Origin of the sequence: Actinomadura keratinilytica, assembly GCF_039539665.1 — a bacterium.
Classification (GTDB): domain Bacteria; phylum Actinomycetota; class Actinomycetes; order Streptosporangiales; family Streptosporangiaceae; genus Spirillospora; species Spirillospora keratinilytica.
The window spans coordinates 37529-54440 of record NZ_BAABDO010000005.1 but is presented as its reverse complement, the minus strand read 5'-3'; the positions used below and the strand labels follow the sequence as shown (position 1 = coordinate 54440).

The following is a 16912-nucleotide window of genomic DNA, read 5'->3' as shown; positions in this document are numbered from 1 at the left end:
GGCAATATCATGGGAAATGACTTTGTCGTCCCTTCCATGTGAGGAATGCCCGTGTCCACTACCGACGTCCCCGCCACCGCGAACGCCGTCCCCGAGACCGGGACCGCCCGCGTCAAGCGCGGCATGGCGGAGATGCTCAAGGGCGGCGTGATCATGGACGTCGTCACCCCCGAGCAGGCGAAGATCGCCGAGGACGCGGGCGCGGTGGCGGTCATGGCACTGGAGCGCGTTCCCGCCGACATCCGCGCCCAGGGCGGCGTCGCCCGGATGAGCGACCCCGACATGATCGAGAGCATCATCGAGGCGGTCTCCATCCCCGTCATGGCCAAGGCGCGGATCGGCCACTTCGTCGAGGCGCAGGTGCTGCAGGCCCTCGGCGTCGACTACATCGACGAGTCGGAGGTGCTCACCCCCGCCGACTACGAGAACCACATCGACAAGTGGGCCTTCACCGTGCCGTTCGTGTGCGGCGCCACCAACCTCGGCGAGGCGCTGCGCCGCATCACCGAGGGCGCCGCGATGATCCGCTCCAAGGGCGAGGCCGGCACCGGCGACGTCTCCAACGCCACCACCCACATGCGCCGCATCCGCGCCGAGATCCGGCGCCTGCAGTCGCTGCCCGAGGACGAGCTGTTCGTGGCCGCCAAGGAGCTGCAGGCCCCCTACGAGCTGGTCAAGGAGGTCGCGCAGGCGGGCAAGCTGCCGGTCGTGCTGTTCACCGCCGGCGGCATCGCCACCCCCGCCGACGCCGCCATGATGATGCAGCTGGGCGCCGAGGGCGTGTTCGTCGGCTCGGGCATCTTCAAGTCCGGCGACCCGGTCAAGCGCGCCGAGGCGATCGTCAAGGCCACCACCTTCTACGACGACCCCGACGTGGTCGCCAAGGCCTCCCGCGGCCTCGGCGAGGCCATGGTCGGCATCAACGTCGCCTCGCTCGGCGAGGACCAGAAGTACGCCGGCCGCGGCTGGTGACCGCCGCGGGGGAGTGACGGCGCAGCACCTCCCCCCTCCACACGGCGCCACCGGAAGGTTTACGCTGGCCGCGCGGCCGGTCGGGGGCTGCGACGCCCCTGGGCGGCTCCGGCCGTGGGAGGGGACGACGATGGCTTGGTCGGTCGCGCTCGCCTGCGCCAGCGCGGGGGAGCCCGCCGAGGTGTTCGGCCCGGGGCTGCGGCCCGATCCCGACGCGGCGGCCCGGCTGGCGCACGGGCTCTACCCGGCCGCGACCCTGGTCGAGACCGGCGACACGGTGCTCGACTTCGCGCTGTGGCCGTATGAGGACGAACTGTTCGTCGGCGCCTACGACCAGCGGGCCCTGCTGCTGTGCGACCGGCGCCTGTTCTGCCTCGACGACGACGCCCGCCGCGTCGCCGACTCGGTCGCCGCGGCCCTGCCCGGCGCGCGCTGCGGCGTGCTCGTGCTGCACAGCGTCATCTCCGGCTGCTGGTTCCGCTGGTACGAGGGGGGAGCGCTGCGCCGCGACGTGTTCGTCACCAAGGAGGACGGCGTCGTGGTCGACCAGGGCGAGCGGCTGCCCGTCGAACGCCCGTTCTGGACGGCCATCGACCGGGGCGCCGGGGACGTGCCGCTGCCGTTCGACCCCGAGGACTTCGGCCTGGCGCTGGCCCGCGCCCACATGTTCGGACGCGGCATCGCCGACCGCGGCACCGACGGCTTCCTGCCCCTCGAACTGCCCCTGCGCCGCTTCAAACTGTGCTGACCCCCGCCCCCGGAAGAGCGACGGTTCCGGGGGCGTTGTAAGGAACGGCTAGGGTTCTGCCCCGACGCCCCCGTGTGTCCATGCGTACCTCCCGGAAGGTTCATCGGTGACTGCTGTGCCGACCGTGCCGTCTGAGCCGACGATCGGCGTGCTCGCCCTGCAGGGCGACGTGCGCGAGCACGCCCGCGCCCTGCAGGCCGCGGGCGCGCGGACGCTCGCCGTCCGCCGCCCCGGGGAGCTGGAACGCTGCGACGCCCTGGTCATCCCCGGCGGGGAGTCCACCACCATGTGGCGCCTGGCCCGCGCCTTCGAGCTGCTGGAGCCGCTGCGCAAGCGGATCGAGGCGGGCATGCCCGCCTACGGCTCCTGCGCCGGCATGATCATGCTCGCGGACCGCATCCGCGGCGGCGTGGCCGGGCAGGAGACGATCGGCGGCATCGACATGACCGTGCGGCGCAACGCCTTCGGCCGCCAGGTCGACTCCTTCGAGAGCCCGGTGCGGCTGGCGGGCATGGGCGACACGCCCTACCACGCGGTGTTCATCCGCGCTCCCTGGGTGGAGTCGGTCGGCGACGGCGTGGAGGTCCTCGGCCGCGCCGAGAGCGGCCCGAACGCCGGTAGGATCGTCGCCGTCCGTCAGGGCCGCCTGATGGCGACCGCCTTCCACCCTGAACTGACGGGCGACTTTCGCGTGCACCGCTACTTCGCCGACCTGGTGCGCCGGGCGGCGGCCGGGGGTGGGTCCCCCATGAGGGGGTCGGAATGAGCACTGAGCAGGAGGATTGACGGATGTCCGGCCATTCCAAATGGGCGACGACCAAGCACAAGAAGGCCGCCCTCGACGCCAAGCGGGGCAAGCTCTTCGCCAAGCTGATCAAGAACATCGAGGTCGCGGCGCGGACCGGCGGCGGGGACCCCGACGCCAACCCCACCCTGTACGACGCCATCTACAAGGCCAAGAAGAACTCGGTCCCCAACGACAACATCGAGCGGGCCCGGCGCCGCGGCGCCGGCGAGGAGGCCGGGGGCGCCGACTGGCAGACGATCATGTACGAGGGGTACGCCCCCGGCGGCGTCGCCCTGCTGATCGAGTGCCTGACCGACAACCGCAACCGCGCCGCCTCCGAGGTGCGCACCGCGGTCACCCGCAACGGCGGCTCGATGGCCGACCCGGGCTCGGTGTCGTACCTGTTCAACCGCAAGGGCGTCATCATCGTCCCCAAGTCGGGCACCACCGAGGACGACCTGATGCTGGCGGTGCTGGACGCCGGCGCCGAGGAGGTCAACGACCTCGGCGAGAACTTCGAGGTGGTCTGCGAGGCGGGCGACCTGATCGCGGTGCGCAGCGCGCTGCAGGACGCCGGCATCGACTACGAGTCGGCCGACACCAACTGGCTGCCCAGCGTCACCGTCCCGCTGGACGAGGAGAACGCCAGGAAGGTCTTCCGCCTGCTGGAGGCCCTGGAGGACTCCGACGACGTGCAGGAGGTCTTCGCCAACTTCGACGTCTCCGACGACGTCATGGCCAAGGTCGAGGCCTGAGCCCTCGCCCCTGGGGCCTTTTCCACCGACGGGCGCAGCGGCCCCTCCGCGCGGCGGAGGGGCCGCTGCTCGCGTTCGCCGGACCGGCCGCCGGGCCCCCGCACGCACTGGGCGCACAGGACGCGGGCGCGGGGACACGGCCGCGGGGACACCGCGGGGACACGGCCGCCGCCGGTGCGCGACGATGTCCGGGGCGTTCGGTACGGTGGCCAACACCGAACGGATGATCGAAGGAGCGGCCGTGCGGGTGCTGGGAGTCGACCCCGGTCTCACCAGATGCGGAGTCGGCGTCGTGGACGGCGCGCCGGGCACGCCGCTGACGCTGGTGGCGGTGGACGTCATCCGCACCAGCCCCGACGACGACGTCCCGGTCCGGCTGCTGGGCATCGAGGCGGGCCTCGAGGCGCTGCTGGACGAGGTGCGGCCCGACGCCGTGGCCGTCGAACGCGTCTTCTCCCAGCACAACGTGCGCACCGTCATGGGCACCGCGCAGGCGGCGGGGGTGGCCATGCTGGCGGCCGCCCGGCGCGGGCTGCCGGTCGCCCTGCACACGCCCAGCGAGGCCAAGGCCGCCGTCACCGGCAGCGGCCGCGCCGACAAGGCCCAGGTGACCGCGATGGTGACGCGGCTGCTGCGGCTGGACGCCGCGCCCAGGCCCGCCGACGCCGCCGACGCGCTGGCACTGGCGATCTGCCACGTGTGGCGCGGCGGCGCGCAGGCCCGGCTGGCCGCCGCCCGGCCCGGCGCCCGGCCCGGCGCGGCCCCCGTCCACGGCAGGAGCAGAGGAGGATCGACGCAGTGATCGCGTTCGTCAGCGGCCGGGTCGCGGCCGCCGGACCCGACACGGCCGTGATCGACGTGCACGGCGTGGGCCTGGCGGTGCAGTGCACGCCCGCCACCCTCGCCGGGCTGAAGGTCGGCGAGCAGGCGCGGGTGCCGACCTCGCTGGTGGTCCGCGAGGACTCGCTGACCCTGTTCGGGTTCGCCGACGAGGACGAGCGCGCCGTGTTCGAGGTGCTGCAGACCGCCAGCGGCGTCGGGCCCCGCCTGGCGCTGGCGATGCTGGCCGTGCACTCGCCGGACGCCCTGCGCCGCGCCGTCGCCGCCGAGGACGTGGCCGCGCTGACCAAGGTCCCCGGCATCGGCAAGAAGGGCGCCCAGCGCATCGTGCTGGAGCTGCGCGACCGCCTCGGCGCCCCGTCCGGCGACGGCGCCGGCGCGCCCGCCCCGGCCCGCCCCGAACCCTGGCGCGAGCAGGTCCGCACCGGCCTGGTCAACCTGGGCTGGTCCGCCAAGGACGCCGAGGCCGCCGTCGCGGCCGTCGCCGCCGATCTGGACGGCGGCGACCCGCCGCCGGTCTCCGCGCTGCTGCGGGCCGCCCTCAAGAAGCTGAGCAAGTGATCGACACGGCGGGGAGGGGCGCGCGATGAGCGCGGAGGAACGGCTCGTCTCGGCCGACGCCGGAGGGCCCGACGAGCAGGTCATCGAGGCGGCGCTGCGGCCCAAGCGGCTGGACGACTTCATCGGGCAGCAGCGCGTCCGCGAGCAGCTGTCGCTGGTGCTGCACAGCGCGCTGCGGCGCGGCCGCACCCCCGACCACGTGCTGCTGTCGGGCGGCCCGGGCCTCGGCAAGACCACCCTCGCCATGATCATCGCGGCGGAGCTGGGCAAGCCGCTGCGGATCACCTCCGGCCCGGCCATCGAACGCGCCGGCGACCTGGCCGCGGTGCTGTCCACCCTGTCCGAGGGCGAGGTGCTGTTCCTCGACGAGATCCACCGCATGGCGCGGCCCGCCGAGGAGATGCTCTACATGGCGATGGAGGACTTCCGGGTCGACGTGGTCGTCGGCAAGGGCCCCGGCGCCACCGCCATCCCCCTCGACATCGCCCCGTTCACCCTGGTCGGCGCCACCACCCGGGCGGGCATGCTGCCCGGCCCCCTGCGCGACCGGTTCGGGTTCGTCGCGCACATGGACTTCTACGAGCCCGCCGAGCTGGAGGTCATCGTCAAGCGGTCGGCCCGGCTGCTGGACGTGCGGATCACCGACGGCGGGGCCGCCGAGGTGGCCGACCGCTCCCGCGGCACCCCCCGCATCGCCAACCGGCTGCTGCGCCGCGTCCGCGACTACGCCGAGGTGCGCGCCGACGGCGTGATCACCCGCGAGCTGGCCCGCGACGCGCTGACCCTCTACGAGGTCGACGAACGCGGCCTGGACCGCCTCGACCGGGCCGTGCTGACCTCGCTGCTGCGCAAGTTCGGCGGGGGGCCGGTGGGCCTGTCGACGCTGGCGGTGTCGGTGGGGGAGGAGCCCGAGACGGTGGAGGTGGTGGCCGAGCCGTTCCTGGTGCGGCAGGGACTGCTGGCCCGCACCCCGCGCGGCCGCATCGCCACCCCCGCGGCCTGGGCCCACCTGGGCCTGACGCCCCCGCCCACCGCGCCGATGGCGGGCACCCTGTTCGACCTCGGCGACGCCGTTGAGGAGGGCGCTGGGAAGGGCGCTGGGAAGGGCGCTGAGCAGGGCGATGACCAGGACTCGGTGATCAGCTGATAACGGCTTGGGAACTTCCGGGCTGCGTCGCTCGTCACGTCGTTGCCGGGGTCTGACGTACTCTCTAGACTCCGGGACTTGGTCACCTCTCCAGCCGCCGAACCTGTGACGAGGCCGATTTCCGGCGACCGGCTGGCACAGCACATCGGAAGGATGCCCGAGCGAAGGGCAGCGACATGAACTTTGCAGCAGAGCAGAGCAGCAGCGGGCCCCTGAACCTGCTGCTGCTGCTCGCCATCCCCGTGGTCTTCTACTTCCTGCTGATCAGGCCGCAGAGCAAGCGGCGCAAGGAGCAGCTGCAGATGCAGAACTCCCTGCGCCCGGGCGTGCGGGTGATGACGACCAGCGGCATGTACGCCACCGTGGTCGCGGTGGACGACGACGGCGTGGTCCTGGAGATCGCGCCCGGGGTCGAGGCGCGGTTCGTCAAGCAGGCCGTGATGCAGGTCGTCGCCGAGACCGACGGGGCGGACGACGAGCTGGACGACGACGCGGGCGGCAGCGGCGGCAGCGGCGACCCCGACGACCGGATCGACCTGTCCAAGAAGGACGCCGGCGACGCCGAGGACGGCGCCAAGGAGGCCGAGGACGCCGAGACCGAGGAGGGCCCCAAGGCCAAGGCCGCGGGTAAGACGTCGTCCTGACGCGGCGTCCTTCGTCCACCACTCGGAACGACCGCCCGACCGCCGCGCGCGGGGCGCTCGGGCGGCCGGGGGAGGACGTGACGCCGCCGCCCGACGCCGTACGGCGTACCACCAACACGGGAAGTAAACGACCAGTGGCTCCGCCTCGTAGCAACGTACCCAAGCCCGGGCGCACGCTCCTCGGGCTGTTCGCGGTCATGGCGGTCCTGACCTGCGTGATGTTCCTCCAGGGGCAGCCCACCCCCAAGCTCGGGCTGGACCTGGCCGGCGGCACCACCGTCACGCTCACCGCCAGGACCGAAAGCGGCGCGACGCCGCCCGACACCCAGATGACCCAGGCCGTCAAGATCATGACGCAGCGGGTCAACGGGCTGGGCGTGTCCGACGCCGAGGTCGCCAAGCAGGGCAACCGCAACATCGTCGTCAACGTCCCCGGAGAGGGCCAGGACCGCGTCGTCCAGCTCATCGGGACCACGGCCAAGCTGCAGTTCCGGCAGGTGTTCGCCGTCGCCGACGGCAGGCCGACCGCGGGGACCTCGCCGAGCCCCACGCCCACTTCCAGCGGCGGCGCCAAGCCGTCGGCGAGCCCCTCGGCGAGCTCGTCGGCCGGCTCCTCGCCGAGCCCGTCCGGCTCGGCCACGCCGCGCGGCAGGGCGGTGCCGGAGGCGCTGGCGGCGCCGTCGCCGTCCGCCTCCTCCAGCGGCGGCGCCTCCCCCTCGGCGTCCCTGTCGGCCTCGCCGTCGGAGTCTCCGTCGGCGCTGCCGAGCGACCTGCTCACCGGGCAGGACTACAGCGCCATCGACGACAAGGCCGTGATCCAGCAGTTCGAGAAGCTGGACTGCACGGGCGCCGACAAGCGCGCCCCGGGCGCCAACGACCCCAACCGCAAGTGGGTGGCGGCCTGCGACCAGGACGGCACGGCCAAGTACATCCTCGGCCCGGTCCGGGTGGAGGGCACCCAGGTCTCCGACGCCAACGCCCTGCCGCCGGACGCCCAGCAGGGCCAGAGCAGCTGGACGGTCGCGCTGAAGTTCAAGTCGCAGGGCGCCCGCCAGTTCGGCCAGGTGACCAGCGAGGCCTACCAGGCCCCGGCGGGCAGCCCGCAGCGGCAGGTCGCGATCGTGCTGGACGGCCAGGTGATCTCCGCGCCGAGCATCGACAACGGCGCGATCACCGGCGGCACCGCCAGCATCTACGGCCCGCCGGAGAGCTTCACCCAGAGCTACGCCACCGACCTGGCCAACGTGCTCAAGTACGGCGCCCTGCCGCTGGAGTTCACCCAGAGCTCCATCGACGAGGTGTCCTCCACGCTGGGCTCCGACCAGCTGCGCGGCGGCCTGATCGCCGGCGCCATCGGCCTGGCGCTGGTGGTGCTGTACTGCCTGCTGTACTACCGGGGCCTCGGCCTGGTCGCGGTCGGCAGCCTGCTGGTGGCCTCCGCCATCACCTACGTGTCGGTGGTGATCCTGGGCGAGAACATGGGCTTCCGCCTGTCGCTGCCGCACATCATCGGCCTGATCGTCTCCATCGGCATCACCGCCGACTCGTTCATCGTCTACTTCGAGCGGCTGCGTGACGAGCTGCGCGCCGGGCGCACGTTCCGGCCGTCGGTGGAGACCGCCTGGCGCCGGGCCCGGCGCACCATCCTGGTCGCCGACGCGGTGACGTTCCTGGCCGCCCTGGTGCTGTACTTCCTGGCCGTCGGCGGGGTCCGCGGCTTCGCGTTCGCCATGGGGCTGACCACGCTGATCGACGTGGTGGTGGTGTTCTTCTTCACCAAGCCGCTGGTGGCGCTGCTGTCGCGGACGAAGTTCTTCGGCCGCGGCCATCCGCTGTCCGGGCTCGACCCCAAGCGGCTGCGCAAGACGACCACGACCACCACGACCCCGACCGGCCAGGAGGCGTGATGCTGGGGCTGCGCGCAGTCATCTCCCGGATCTACCGGGGCGAGATCAGCGCCGACATCGTCGGCCGGCCCAGGCTGTGGTACTCGATCTCCGGCCTGCTGCTGGCGCTGTCCATCGCCGGGCTGGTCATCCAGGGCCTGAACTTCGGCGTGGAGTTCCGCGGCGGGTCGGTGTTCACCTTCGGCGCGCCCGGCCACTCCATCGAGGACGTGCGCGGCGCCGTCCAGAGCGGCGGCGCCCACCAGGTCATCGTGCAGAAGGCCGGCGGCGACTGGCGGGTCACCACCGAGAGCCTTAGCTCCACCGAGGTCAACGAGGTCAAAAAGAGCATCTCCGAGGACCTCGGGGTGCCCGCCGCGAAGGTCAGCACGCAGGTGGTGGGGGCGTCCTGGGGCGGCGAGGTCTCGGCGAAGGCCTGGCAGGCGCTCGCCGTCTTCATGGTGCTGATCATCGCCTATCTCAGCGTGGCCTTCGAGTGGCGGATGGCGGTGGCCGCGCTGGTGGCGCTGGTGCACGACCTGATCATCACGGCGGGCATCTACGCCTGGTCCGGGTTCGAGGTCACCCCGGCGACGCTGCTGGGCTTCCTGACCATCCTGGGCTACTCGCTGTACGACGCGGTCGTGGTCTTCGACATGATCAAGGAGGTCACCAGACCGCTCGGCCCCACGTCCAAGATCACCTACAGCCAGGCGGCGAACCAGGCGCTCAGCAGCACCCTGGTGCGCTCCCTGAACACCTCGCTGGTGGCGATCCTGCCGGTGGCGGCGATCCTGTTCATCGGCACCGCGCTGTTCGGCGCCGGGACGCTGAAGGACCTGTCGCTGGCCCTGTTCGTCGGCATGATCGTCGGTACCTACTCGTCGATCTGCGTGGCCACCCCGATGCTGGTGCAGCTCAAGGAGCGCGAGCCCCGGTACCGGCAGCTGCGCGAGAACATCGCCCGCCGCGAGGCCAGCGCCAAGCGGCAGGCCAAGGCCGTGCGGACCCGGACCGCGGCCGCCGACGGCGGGGACGACGCGCCGTCCGGCGGCTCCCAGGGCTCCGACGGGGCCGCGCCGAACGGCGCCCGCTCCGGCGGCGGGTCCGGCGATGACGGGCAGGCCGCCGAGGAGGCGCCCGTGACGGTCACGGTGCGCAAGGTCGTCCAGCAGGGGCCCCGGCAGCAGCCCAAGCGGGGCACCCGCCAGCAGCGCCGCCGCGGCAGATGACCGCCTGAGGCGGTCGCAGGATCGTCGCCCGGCCCCGCCGGGCGCGCAACGAACCCGTAACCGGCCGTGTGCGGGCCACCCCCCGGAGGGCCCGCGCACGGCCGCCGCATGAGCAGGAGAACACCGCCTGTGGACCTCGAGAAGCTGATCCACGACCGGATCCGCGACGTGCCCGACTACCCCAAGCCGGGCGTGCTGTTCAAGGACATCACCCCCCTGCTGGCCGACCACGTGGCGTTCGCCGGCGTGGTCGACGCGATCGTCAACCACCACGGCCGCGGCACCATCGACAAGATCGTCGGCATCGAGGCGCGCGGTTTCATCCTGGCCGCGCCCGTGGCGTACCACTTCGGCGCCGGATTCGTTCCGGTGCGAAAAAAGGGAAAGCTGCCCGCGCGGACGTACGAGGAGACCTATGATCTCGAGTACGGGACCGAGACCATCGAGGTGCACGCAGACGCCTTCGGTCCCGGAGAACGGGTTCTGATCGTCGACGATGTCCTGGCCACCGGGGGCACCGCGCGAGCGGCCGCCGAGCTGGTGGGCCGGACGGGCGCCCAGGTGGTGGGCCTGTCGGTGCTGCTGGAGCTGTCCTTCCTGCGCGGCCGCGACCGGCTCGGCGACCTGGACGTGCACGCCCTGGTCACGGTCTGACGACGGCCCTGGTCACCGTCATGGAACCGGACATGGGTGGATAGACTGGCGGGAATCAGGATCCGGTGGGACGGGCGCCGCCCGCGCGGGGCGGTACCGACGGGGACGGCGTCCACTGGACTAGGGAGGCCGGGTGCCGGGTGAGGTGGTATCGACCGACGCGGTGAACGGCGCCGCGCTGAACGGGGCGGACGACGCCGGCCGTTCCGCGGAGTGCGCCGTACCGGCCCGCGCCGCCGGCCCGCAGGTCCCGGCCGCGGGCGCCGCGCCCCGCGGCGAAGCCCGGCACGACGGGCCCGAAGAGACGGCGCCGAAAGCCGAGCCGGCGAAAGAGGCGCCGGTGAAAGAGGCGGCGCCGAAAGGCGAGTCGGCGAACGACGAGGAGCGGCTGAAAGGCGAGGGCGGCGCCGGCACGGCCCGTCCAGCCGAGCCGCAGCGCGACCGCCCGCAGGCCGCCGCGAAACAGCCCGCCTCCGCCGCCCGCCCCCCCTCCCGCACCGCCGCCTCCGCCCCCACCGTCCCGACCCGGCCCTCTCCGGCCCCGACCCCGCCGTCCGCCGCCCGGGTACGCCGCAGGCTCGCCCGGCTGGGAGCCCAGCGCGGCACCGCCATGAACCCGGTACTGGAACCACTGATCAAGACCGTCCGCAACACCCATCCCAAAGCGGATCTGCGGCTGATCGAACGCGCCTACGACGTCGCCGCGCACTACCACCGCGACCAGAAGCGCAAGAGCGGCGACCCCTACATCACCCACCCGCTCGCCGTCGCCACCATCCTCGCCGAGCTCGGCATGAACACCGAGACGCTGTGCGCGGCGCTGCTGCACGACACCGTCGAGGACACCCCCTACACCCTGGAGGAGCTGCGCGCCGACTTCGGCGACGAGATCGCCGCGCTGGTCGACGGGGTGACCAAGCTCGACAAGGTCAAGTACGGCGACGCGGCCGAGGCCGAGACCGTCCGCAAGATGGTCGTGGCGATGTCGCGCGACATCCGGGTGCTGGTCATCAAGCTGGCCGACCGGCTGCACAACATGCGCACGCTGCGCTACCTGCCCCGGCACAAGCAGGAGCGCAAGGCCCGCGAGACGCTGGAGATCTTCGCTCCGCTGGCGCACCGGCTCGGCATGAACACCCTCAAGTGGGAGCTGGAGGACCTGGCGTTCGCCACCCTCTACCCCAAGCGGTTCGACGAGATCGCCCGGCTGGTGTCCGAACGGGCCCCGCGCCGCGACGTCTACCTGCAGGAAGTGATCGAGAACGTCTCCGCCGACCTGCGCGAGGCGCGGATCAAGGCGACCGTGACCGGCCGCCCCAAGCACTACTACTCGATCTACCAGAAGATGATCGCCCGGGACGTCAGCTTCGACGACATCTACGACCTCGTCGGCATCCGCGTCCTGGTCGACAGCGTCCGCGACTGCTACGCCGCCCTCGGCTCGGTGCACGCGCGATGGAACCCGGTCCCCGGCCGGTTCAAGGACTACATCGCGATGCCGAAGTTCAACATGTACCAGTCGCTGCACACCACGGTGATCGGCCCGGAGGGCAAGCCGGTCGAGCTGCAGATCCGCACCTGGGGCATGCACCGCCGCGCCGAGTACGGCGTCGCCGCGCACTGGAAGTACAAGGAGGAGACGGTCGCCGGCCGCAAGGCGGGCGACATGCAGTGGCTGCGCCAGCTGCTGGACTGGCAGAAGGAGACCGCCGACCCGGCCGAGTTCCTGGAGTCGCTGCGGTTCGACCTGTCGGTCTCGGAGGTCTTCGTCTTCACGCCCAAGGGCGACGTGATCGCGCTGCCGCAGGGCGCCACCCCCGTCGACTTCGCCTACGCCATCCACACCGAGGTCGGGCACCGCTGCATCGGCGCCCGCGTCAACGGCCGCCTGGTGCCGCTGGAGTCCGCGCTCGACAACGGCGACACCGTCGAGGTGTTCACCTCCAAGTCGCCCGACGCCGGGCCCAGCCGCGACTGGCTGGGGTTCGTCAAGAGCGCCCGCGCCCGCAACAAGATCAAGCACTGGTTCTCCAAGGAGCGCCGCGACACCGCGATCGAGTCCGGCAAGGAGTCGATCGCCCGCGCCATGCGCAAGCAGAACATGCCGCTGCAGCGCATGATGTCCGGCGAGGCGCTGCTGGCGCTGGCCCGCGACATGAACTACGCCGACGTGTCGTCCCTGTACGCCGCGGTCGGCGAGGGCCACGTCTCGGCGCAGCACGTCGTGCAGCGCCTGGTGGACGCCCTGGGCGGGGTGGAGAGCGCCGAGGAGGACCTGGCGGAGATCGCCCTGCCGACCCGCCGCAAGCGGGTCCGCCCGGCGGGCGACCCGGGGGTCGTGGTGGCCGGCGACCCGGACGTGTGGGTGCGGCTGTCGCGCTGCTGCACCCCGGTGCCCGGCGACGACATCGTCGGTTTCGTCACCCGCGGGCACGGGGTGTCGGTGCACCGCGCCGACTGCGCCAACGTCGTCCAGCTGCGCTCCCAGCCGGACCGGCTGATCGACGTCAAGTGGTCGCCCACCGAGGACTCGGTGTTCCTGGTCGCCATCCAGGTCGAGGCCCTGGACCGGCCCCGCCTGCTGTCGGACGTCACCCGCGTGCTGTCCGACCAGCACGTCAACATCCTGTCCGCCTCGGTCACCACCAGCCGCGACCGGGTCGCCGTCAGCCGCTTCACCTTCGAGATGGGCGACCCCAAGCACCTCGGGCACGTGCTGAAGGCCGTCCGCTCCATCGACGGCGTCTACGACGTCTACCGCATCACCAGCGGCACCCACCGCTGACCCGCGGACCCCCGAACTCCGGAAGGCCCCGCAAGACCTCGCAAGACCCCGGAGAACCCGAAGGGCGGCCGGCGCCGACGCGCCGACCGCCCTTTCACGTTCCCGACCCGGGGCCCGTCAGGACCCGGCCTCCTCCTCTTCGGGGATGACGTCGACACCGGCCTCGGCCCGCTGCTGCGCGGTGATCGTGGTGGGCGCCGAGGTCAGCGGGTCGAACCCGGACGCGGCCTTGGGGAAGGTGATCACGTCGCGGATCGAGTCGCCGCCCGCCAGCAGCATCACGATCCGGTCCCAGCCGAACGCGATGCCGCCGTGCGGCGGCGGCCCGTACTTGAACGCCTCCAGCAGCCAGCCGAACTTGGACTCGGCCTCCTCCTTGGTCATGCCGAGCACGTCGAACACCCGCTGCTGCATCTCCGCCCGGTGGATCCGGATGGAGCCGCCGCCGATCTCGTAGCCGTTGCAGACCAGGTCGTAGGCGTTGGCCAGGGCCTCGCCGGGACGGTCCTGGAAGTCGTCGGCGAACTCGGGCTTGGGCGCGGTGAACGGGTGGTGGACGGGCGTCCAGCCGATCTGCTCGCCCTTGTCGTCGTACAGCGGCTCGAACACCGGGGCGTCGACCACCCAGGCGAACGCCCAGGCCGACTCGTCGATCAGCCCGCAGCGGCGGCCGATCTCCAGGCGGGCGGCGCCCAGCAGCTCGCGGGACTCCTGCGGACGGCCCGCGGCGAAGAACACCGCGTCGCCGGGGGCGGCGCCGACCTCGGCGGCCAGGCCCTCCCGCTCGGCGTCCGACAGGTTCTTGGCGACCGGGCCGCCCAGCGTCCCGTCCTGCTGGACCAGCACGTAGGCCAGCCCGCGGGCGCCCCGGGCCCGGGCCCAGTCCTGCCAGGCGTCCAGCTCCTTGCGGGTCTGGGACGCGCCGCCCGGCATCACCACGGCGCCCACGTACGGGGCCTGGAAGACGCGGAACGACGTGCCCGAGAAGTACTCGGTCATGTCGGTCAGCTCCAGGCCGAACCGCAGGTCGGGCTTGTCCGACCCGTACCGCGCCATCGCCTCGGCGTAGGTGAGGTGGGGGATGGGCCGCGGGATCTCGTACCCGGCGATGTCCTTCCACAGCCGGGACACCAGGTCCTCGGCGACCCGCAGCACGTCCTCCTGGGTGACGAACGACATCTCGATGTCGATCTGGGTGAACTCCGGCTGCCGGTCGGCGCGGAAGTCCTCGTCGCGGTAGCAGCGGGCGAGCTGGTAGTACCGCTCCACGCCGCCCACCATGAGCAGCTGCTTGAACAGCTGCGGCGACTGCGGCAGCGCGTACCAGTGGCCCGGCCGCAGCCGCACCGGCACCAGGAAGTCGCGGGCGCCCTCGGGCGTCGAGCGGGTCAGCGTGGGCGTCTCGACGTTGACGAACCCGTGCTCGCGCATCACCTCGTGCACCACGAACGACGCCTCGGAGCGGATCCGCACGGCGCGGGCGACGCTCTCGCGGCGGATGTCGAGGTAGCGGTACTTGAGCCGCACCTCCTCGTTGACGTTGACGTCCCCCTCGATCGGGAACGGCAGCGGCGCGGACTCCGACAGCACCTCGATGTCGGTGGCGGCGACCTCCACCTCGCCGGTGGGCAGCTCGGGGTTCTCGTTGCCGGCCGGGCGCACCCGCACCTCGCCGGTGACCTTGACGCAGTACTCCGAGCGCAGGTCGTGCGCGGTGTCCTCCTCGCGGAAGACCACCTGGGCGACGCCGGACGCGTCGCGCAGGTCGATGAACGTGACCCCGCCGTGGTCGCGGCGGCGGGCCACCCAGCCGGCCAGCGTGACCTGCTGCCCGGCGTGCTCCCGGCGGAGCGTCCCCGCCTCGTGCGAGCGGATCATCGTGCGAGCCTCTCCCTCAACGTCGTGACGATCTCGGTGAGCGGTACGGCGGTCTGGTCGCCGCCGGCCAGGTCCTTCAGCTGGACGGACCCGGCGGCGATATCTCGCTCGCCGAGGATCACGGCGTACCGGGCGCCGGACCGGTCGGCGTCCTTCATGGCGCCCTTCAGCTTCTTGCCGCCGTAGGCCATGTCGGCCGCCACCCCCGCGGCGCGCAGCTCGGCGACCAGGCCGAACAGCCTGCGCTCGGCCTCCTCGCCGAGGGCGACGCCGAACACCTGGCAGCGCGGCGGCGCGGTGAACGCGGCCCCCTCGCCCTCCTCCTGCTCGGCCTCCAGCGCGAGCAGGGTGCGGTCGAGGCCGAGGCCGAAGCCGATGCCCGGCAGCGGCGGGCCGCCGATGTCCTCCGACAGCCCGTCGTAGCGTCCGCCGCCGCCGATGCCCGACTGGGCGCCCAGCAGCGGGTGGTCGAACTCGTAGGTGGTGCGGGTGTAGTAGTCCAGGCCGCGCACCAGCGTCGGCGTGTCCTCCCAGGGGATGCCGAGGTCGGACAGCAGGCCGCGGACCCGGTCGTGGTGGGTCTTGCAGGCCGCGCACAGGTGGTCGGCCACCAGCGGCGCCTCTGCGAGCAGGGCGCGGACCTCGGGCCGCTTGTCGTCCAGCACCCGCAGCGGGTTGATCTCGACGCGGGTGCGGGTCGCCTCGTCCAGGTCCAGGCCGCGCAGGAACTCCTGCAGGCGGGCGCGGTAGGCCGGGCGGCACTCGCGGCACCCCAGCGAGTTGAGCAGCAGCCGCACCCGGGTCAGCCCGAGCGAGCGGTACCAGTTCCAGGCGATCGCGATGGTCTCGGCGTCGACCTGCGGGTCCTCGCTGCCGATCGCCTCCAGGTCCAGCTGGTAGAACTGCCGGTAGCGGCCCTGCTGGGGGCGTTCGGCGCGGAACGCCGGGCCCGTCGTCCACACCTTGACCGGCAGTCCGCCGCGCTTGTGCAGGCCGTGCTCCAGCACGGCGCGCAGCACCCCGGCGGTGAACTCCGGGCGCAGCGTCAGGGAGCGGCCGCCGCGGTCGGTGAAGGTGTACATCTCCTTGCTGACCACGTCGGTGGACTCGCCGACGCCGCGCCGGAACAGGTTGGTGTCCTCGAAGACCGCCAGCTCCAGATAGCCGTATCCGGCCAGCCGGGCCTGCTCGGCGAACCGCTGCCGCACGGCCTGCAGCAGGTCCGCGCGCGGCGGGACGTACTCACTGACCCCCTTGGGGGCCTGGAAGCTCGAACTCATGGTCCTTTGTTGGGTCACATCCCCGTGCGGGGACCGTCGGCGGGCGCCAGGTCCGCCAGGAACGGGTTGGTCGCGCGTTCGCGGCCGATGGTGGTCTGCGGGCCGTGGCCGGGCAGGACGGTGGTCTCGTCCGGCAGCGTCAGGCACACCCGCGACAGGCTCCGCAGGATCTGCTCGTAGGAGCCGCCCGGCAGGTCGGTGCGCCCGATGGAGCCGGCGAACAGCAGGTCGCCGGTGAAGATCACGTCGGGCGCGTCGCCCTCGGCGGGCGTGCGGAACGTCACCGAGCCCGGCGTATGGCCCGGCGCGTGGTCCACGGTGAGGCGCAGCCCGGCCAGCTCGATCACCGCGCCGTCCGACAGCTCGCGCACGTCGTCGGGCTCGCTGAGCTCCAGCCCGCCGAACAGCTGCTGCCCGGCGCCCAGGCCGAGGCCCTTGGCGGGGTCGGTGAGCAGCTCGCGGTCGTCCGGATGGACGTAGGCGGGCACGTCCTTGGCGCCGCACACCGGCGCCACCGACCAGACGTGGTCGAGGTGGCCGTGCGTGAGCAGGACGGCGACCGGCTTGAGCCGGTGCTCGCGCAGCAGCTCGTCGATGCCGGCCTCGGCGTCCTGGCCGGGATCGACGATCACGCACTCCTCGCCCGCGGCGGGCGCCACGACATAGCAGTTCGCGGCGAACGATCCTGCGGGGAACCCGGCGACGAGCACGGTCGTCCTTCCCTTCGAGCCTGTGCTGCCGGC

General features: G+C 72.6%; 15 protein-coding genes. 12 read left to right on the top strand and 3 right to left on the bottom strand.

Annotated elements, in window-relative coordinates; all coding sequences use genetic code 11:
* Window positions 1-51: 51 nt before the first annotated feature.
* The 12 genes from pdxS to ABD879_RS02980 all read left to right on the top strand — a co-directional run bounded on the left by pdxS (window position 52) and on the right by ABD879_RS02980 (window position 13011).
* Window positions 52-972 carry a pyridoxal 5'-phosphate synthase lyase subunit PdxS gene (gene pdxS, locus ABD879_RS03035; RefSeq protein ID WP_345017169.1) on the top strand — a complete coding sequence of 307 codons (921 nt, stop codon included), beginning with the start codon at window positions 52-54 and terminating at the stop codon, window positions 970-972.
* Between the two features lie 130 nt (window positions 973-1102).
* Window positions 1103-1720, top strand: a complete 618-nt coding sequence (locus tag ABD879_RS03030) for a DUF6928 family protein (RefSeq protein WP_345017167.1) — start codon at window positions 1103-1105, stop codon at window positions 1718-1720.
* Window positions 1721-1844: 124 nt separating this feature from the next.
* The gene (pdxT, locus tag ABD879_RS03025) at window positions 1845-2486 is read left to right on the top strand and encodes a pyridoxal 5'-phosphate synthase glutaminase subunit PdxT (RefSeq protein WP_345017293.1); all 642 of its coding nucleotides are present in this window, start codon (window positions 1845-1847) and stop codon (window positions 2484-2486) included.
* 23 nt (window positions 2487-2509) lie between these two features.
* The gene (locus ABD879_RS03020; protein ID WP_345017165.1) at window positions 2510-3262 is read left to right on the top strand and encodes a YebC/PmpR family DNA-binding transcriptional regulator; all 753 of its coding nucleotides are present in this window, start codon (window positions 2510-2512) and stop codon (window positions 3260-3262) included.
* A gap of 241 nt (window positions 3263-3503) precedes the next feature.
* Window positions 3504-4064: a crossover junction endodeoxyribonuclease RuvC gene (gene ruvC / locus ABD879_RS03015; protein ID WP_345017163.1), complete on the top strand. Its 561-nt coding sequence runs from the start codon at window positions 3504-3506 to the stop codon at window positions 4062-4064.
* Window positions 4061-4663: a Holliday junction branch migration protein RuvA gene (ruvA, locus tag ABD879_RS03010; protein WP_345017161.1), complete on the top strand. Its 603-nt coding sequence runs from the start codon at window positions 4061-4063 to the stop codon at window positions 4661-4663. Before ruvC ends, ruvA begins: the two co-directional genes overlap by 4 nt.
* Window positions 4664-4688: 25 nt before the next feature.
* Window positions 4689-5810, top strand: a complete 1122-nt coding sequence (ruvB, locus tag ABD879_RS03005; RefSeq protein ID WP_345017159.1) for a Holliday junction branch migration DNA helicase RuvB — start codon at window positions 4689-4691, stop codon at window positions 5808-5810.
* A 176-nt stretch (window positions 5811-5986) separates the two neighbouring features.
* A complete protein-coding gene (gene yajC / locus ABD879_RS03000) occupies window positions 5987-6454 on the top strand; it encodes a preprotein translocase subunit YajC (protein ID WP_345017157.1) in 468 nt (155 codons plus the stop codon).
* A 134-nt stretch (window positions 6455-6588) separates the two neighbouring features.
* A complete protein-coding gene (gene secD / locus ABD879_RS02995; RefSeq protein WP_345017155.1) occupies window positions 6589-8361 on the top strand; it encodes a protein translocase subunit SecD in 1773 nt (590 codons plus the stop codon).
* Window positions 8361-9572, top strand: coding sequence for a protein translocase subunit SecF (gene secF / locus ABD879_RS02990; RefSeq protein WP_345017153.1), 1212 nt, complete (start codon window positions 8361-8363; stop codon window positions 9570-9572). Before secD ends, secF begins: the two co-directional genes overlap by 1 nt.
* A 108-nt stretch (window positions 9573-9680) precedes the next feature.
* Entirely contained in the window at window positions 9681-10226 is a 546-nt protein-coding gene (locus ABD879_RS02985) for an adenine phosphoribosyltransferase (RefSeq protein ID WP_345017151.1), read from the top strand.
* Between the two features lie 610 nt (window positions 10227-10836).
* Entirely contained in the window at window positions 10837-13011 is a 2175-nt protein-coding gene (locus ABD879_RS02980) for a RelA/SpoT family protein (protein WP_345017292.1), read from the top strand.
* Window positions 13012-13128: 117 nt separating this feature from the next.
* Here ABD879_RS02980 and aspS read toward each other — a convergent pair whose 3' ends face one another.
* Genes aspS through ABD879_RS02965 form a run of 3 tightly spaced genes read right to left on the bottom strand, consistent with a single transcriptional unit; the run spans window position 13129 to window position 16879 of the window.
* A complete protein-coding gene (gene aspS, locus ABD879_RS02975; RefSeq protein WP_345017150.1) occupies window positions 13129-14889 on the bottom strand; it encodes an aspartate--tRNA ligase in 1761 nt (586 codons plus the stop codon).
* Window positions 14886-16169, bottom strand: a complete 1284-nt coding sequence (gene hisS / locus ABD879_RS02970) for a histidine--tRNA ligase (RefSeq protein WP_345017148.1) — start codon at window positions 16167-16169, stop codon at window positions 14886-14888. Before hisS ends, aspS begins: the two co-directional genes overlap by 4 nt.
* A gap of 14 nt (window positions 16170-16183) precedes the next feature.
* On the bottom strand, window positions 16184-16879 hold the full coding sequence (locus ABD879_RS02965; RefSeq protein ID WP_345017146.1) for an MBL fold metallo-hydrolase: 696 nt from the start codon (window positions 16877-16879) through the stop codon (window positions 16184-16186).
* Window positions 16880-16912: the final 33 nt, after the last annotated feature.

Excerpts from the sequence above, each read along its gene's own strand:
- ABD879_RS03030 (WP_345017167.1), top strand. The coding sequence starts at position 1,103 with ATGGCTTGGTCGGTCGCGCTCGCCTGCGCCAGCGCGGGGGAGCCCGCC.
- ABD879_RS03020 (WP_345017165.1), top strand. The coding sequence starts at position 2,510 with ATGTCCGGCCATTCCAAATGGGCGACGACCAAGCACAAGAAGGCCGCC.
- ruvB (WP_345017159.1), top strand. The coding sequence starts at position 4,689 with ATGAGCGCGGAGGAACGGCTCGTCTCGGCCGACGCCGGAGGGCCCGAC.
- yajC (WP_345017157.1), top strand. The coding sequence starts at position 5,987 with ATGAACTTTGCAGCAGAGCAGAGCAGCAGCGGGCCCCTGAACCTGCTG.
- secF (WP_345017153.1), top strand. The coding sequence starts at position 8,361 with ATGCTGGGGCTGCGCGCAGTCATCTCCCGGATCTACCGGGGCGAGATC.
- ABD879_RS02985 (WP_345017151.1), top strand. The coding sequence starts at position 9,681 with ATGAGCAGGAGAACACCGCCTGTGGACCTCGAGAAGCTGATCCACGAC.
- ABD879_RS02980 (WP_345017292.1), top strand. The coding sequence starts at position 10,837 with ATGAACCCGGTACTGGAACCACTGATCAAGACCGTCCGCAACACCCAT.
- aspS (WP_345017150.1), bottom strand. The coding sequence starts at position 14,889 with ATGATCCGCTCGCACGAGGCGGGGACGCTCCGCCGGGAGCACGCCGGG.
- hisS (WP_345017148.1), bottom strand. The coding sequence starts at position 16,169 with ATGAGTTCGAGCTTCCAGGCCCCCAAGGGGGTCAGTGAGTACGTCCCG.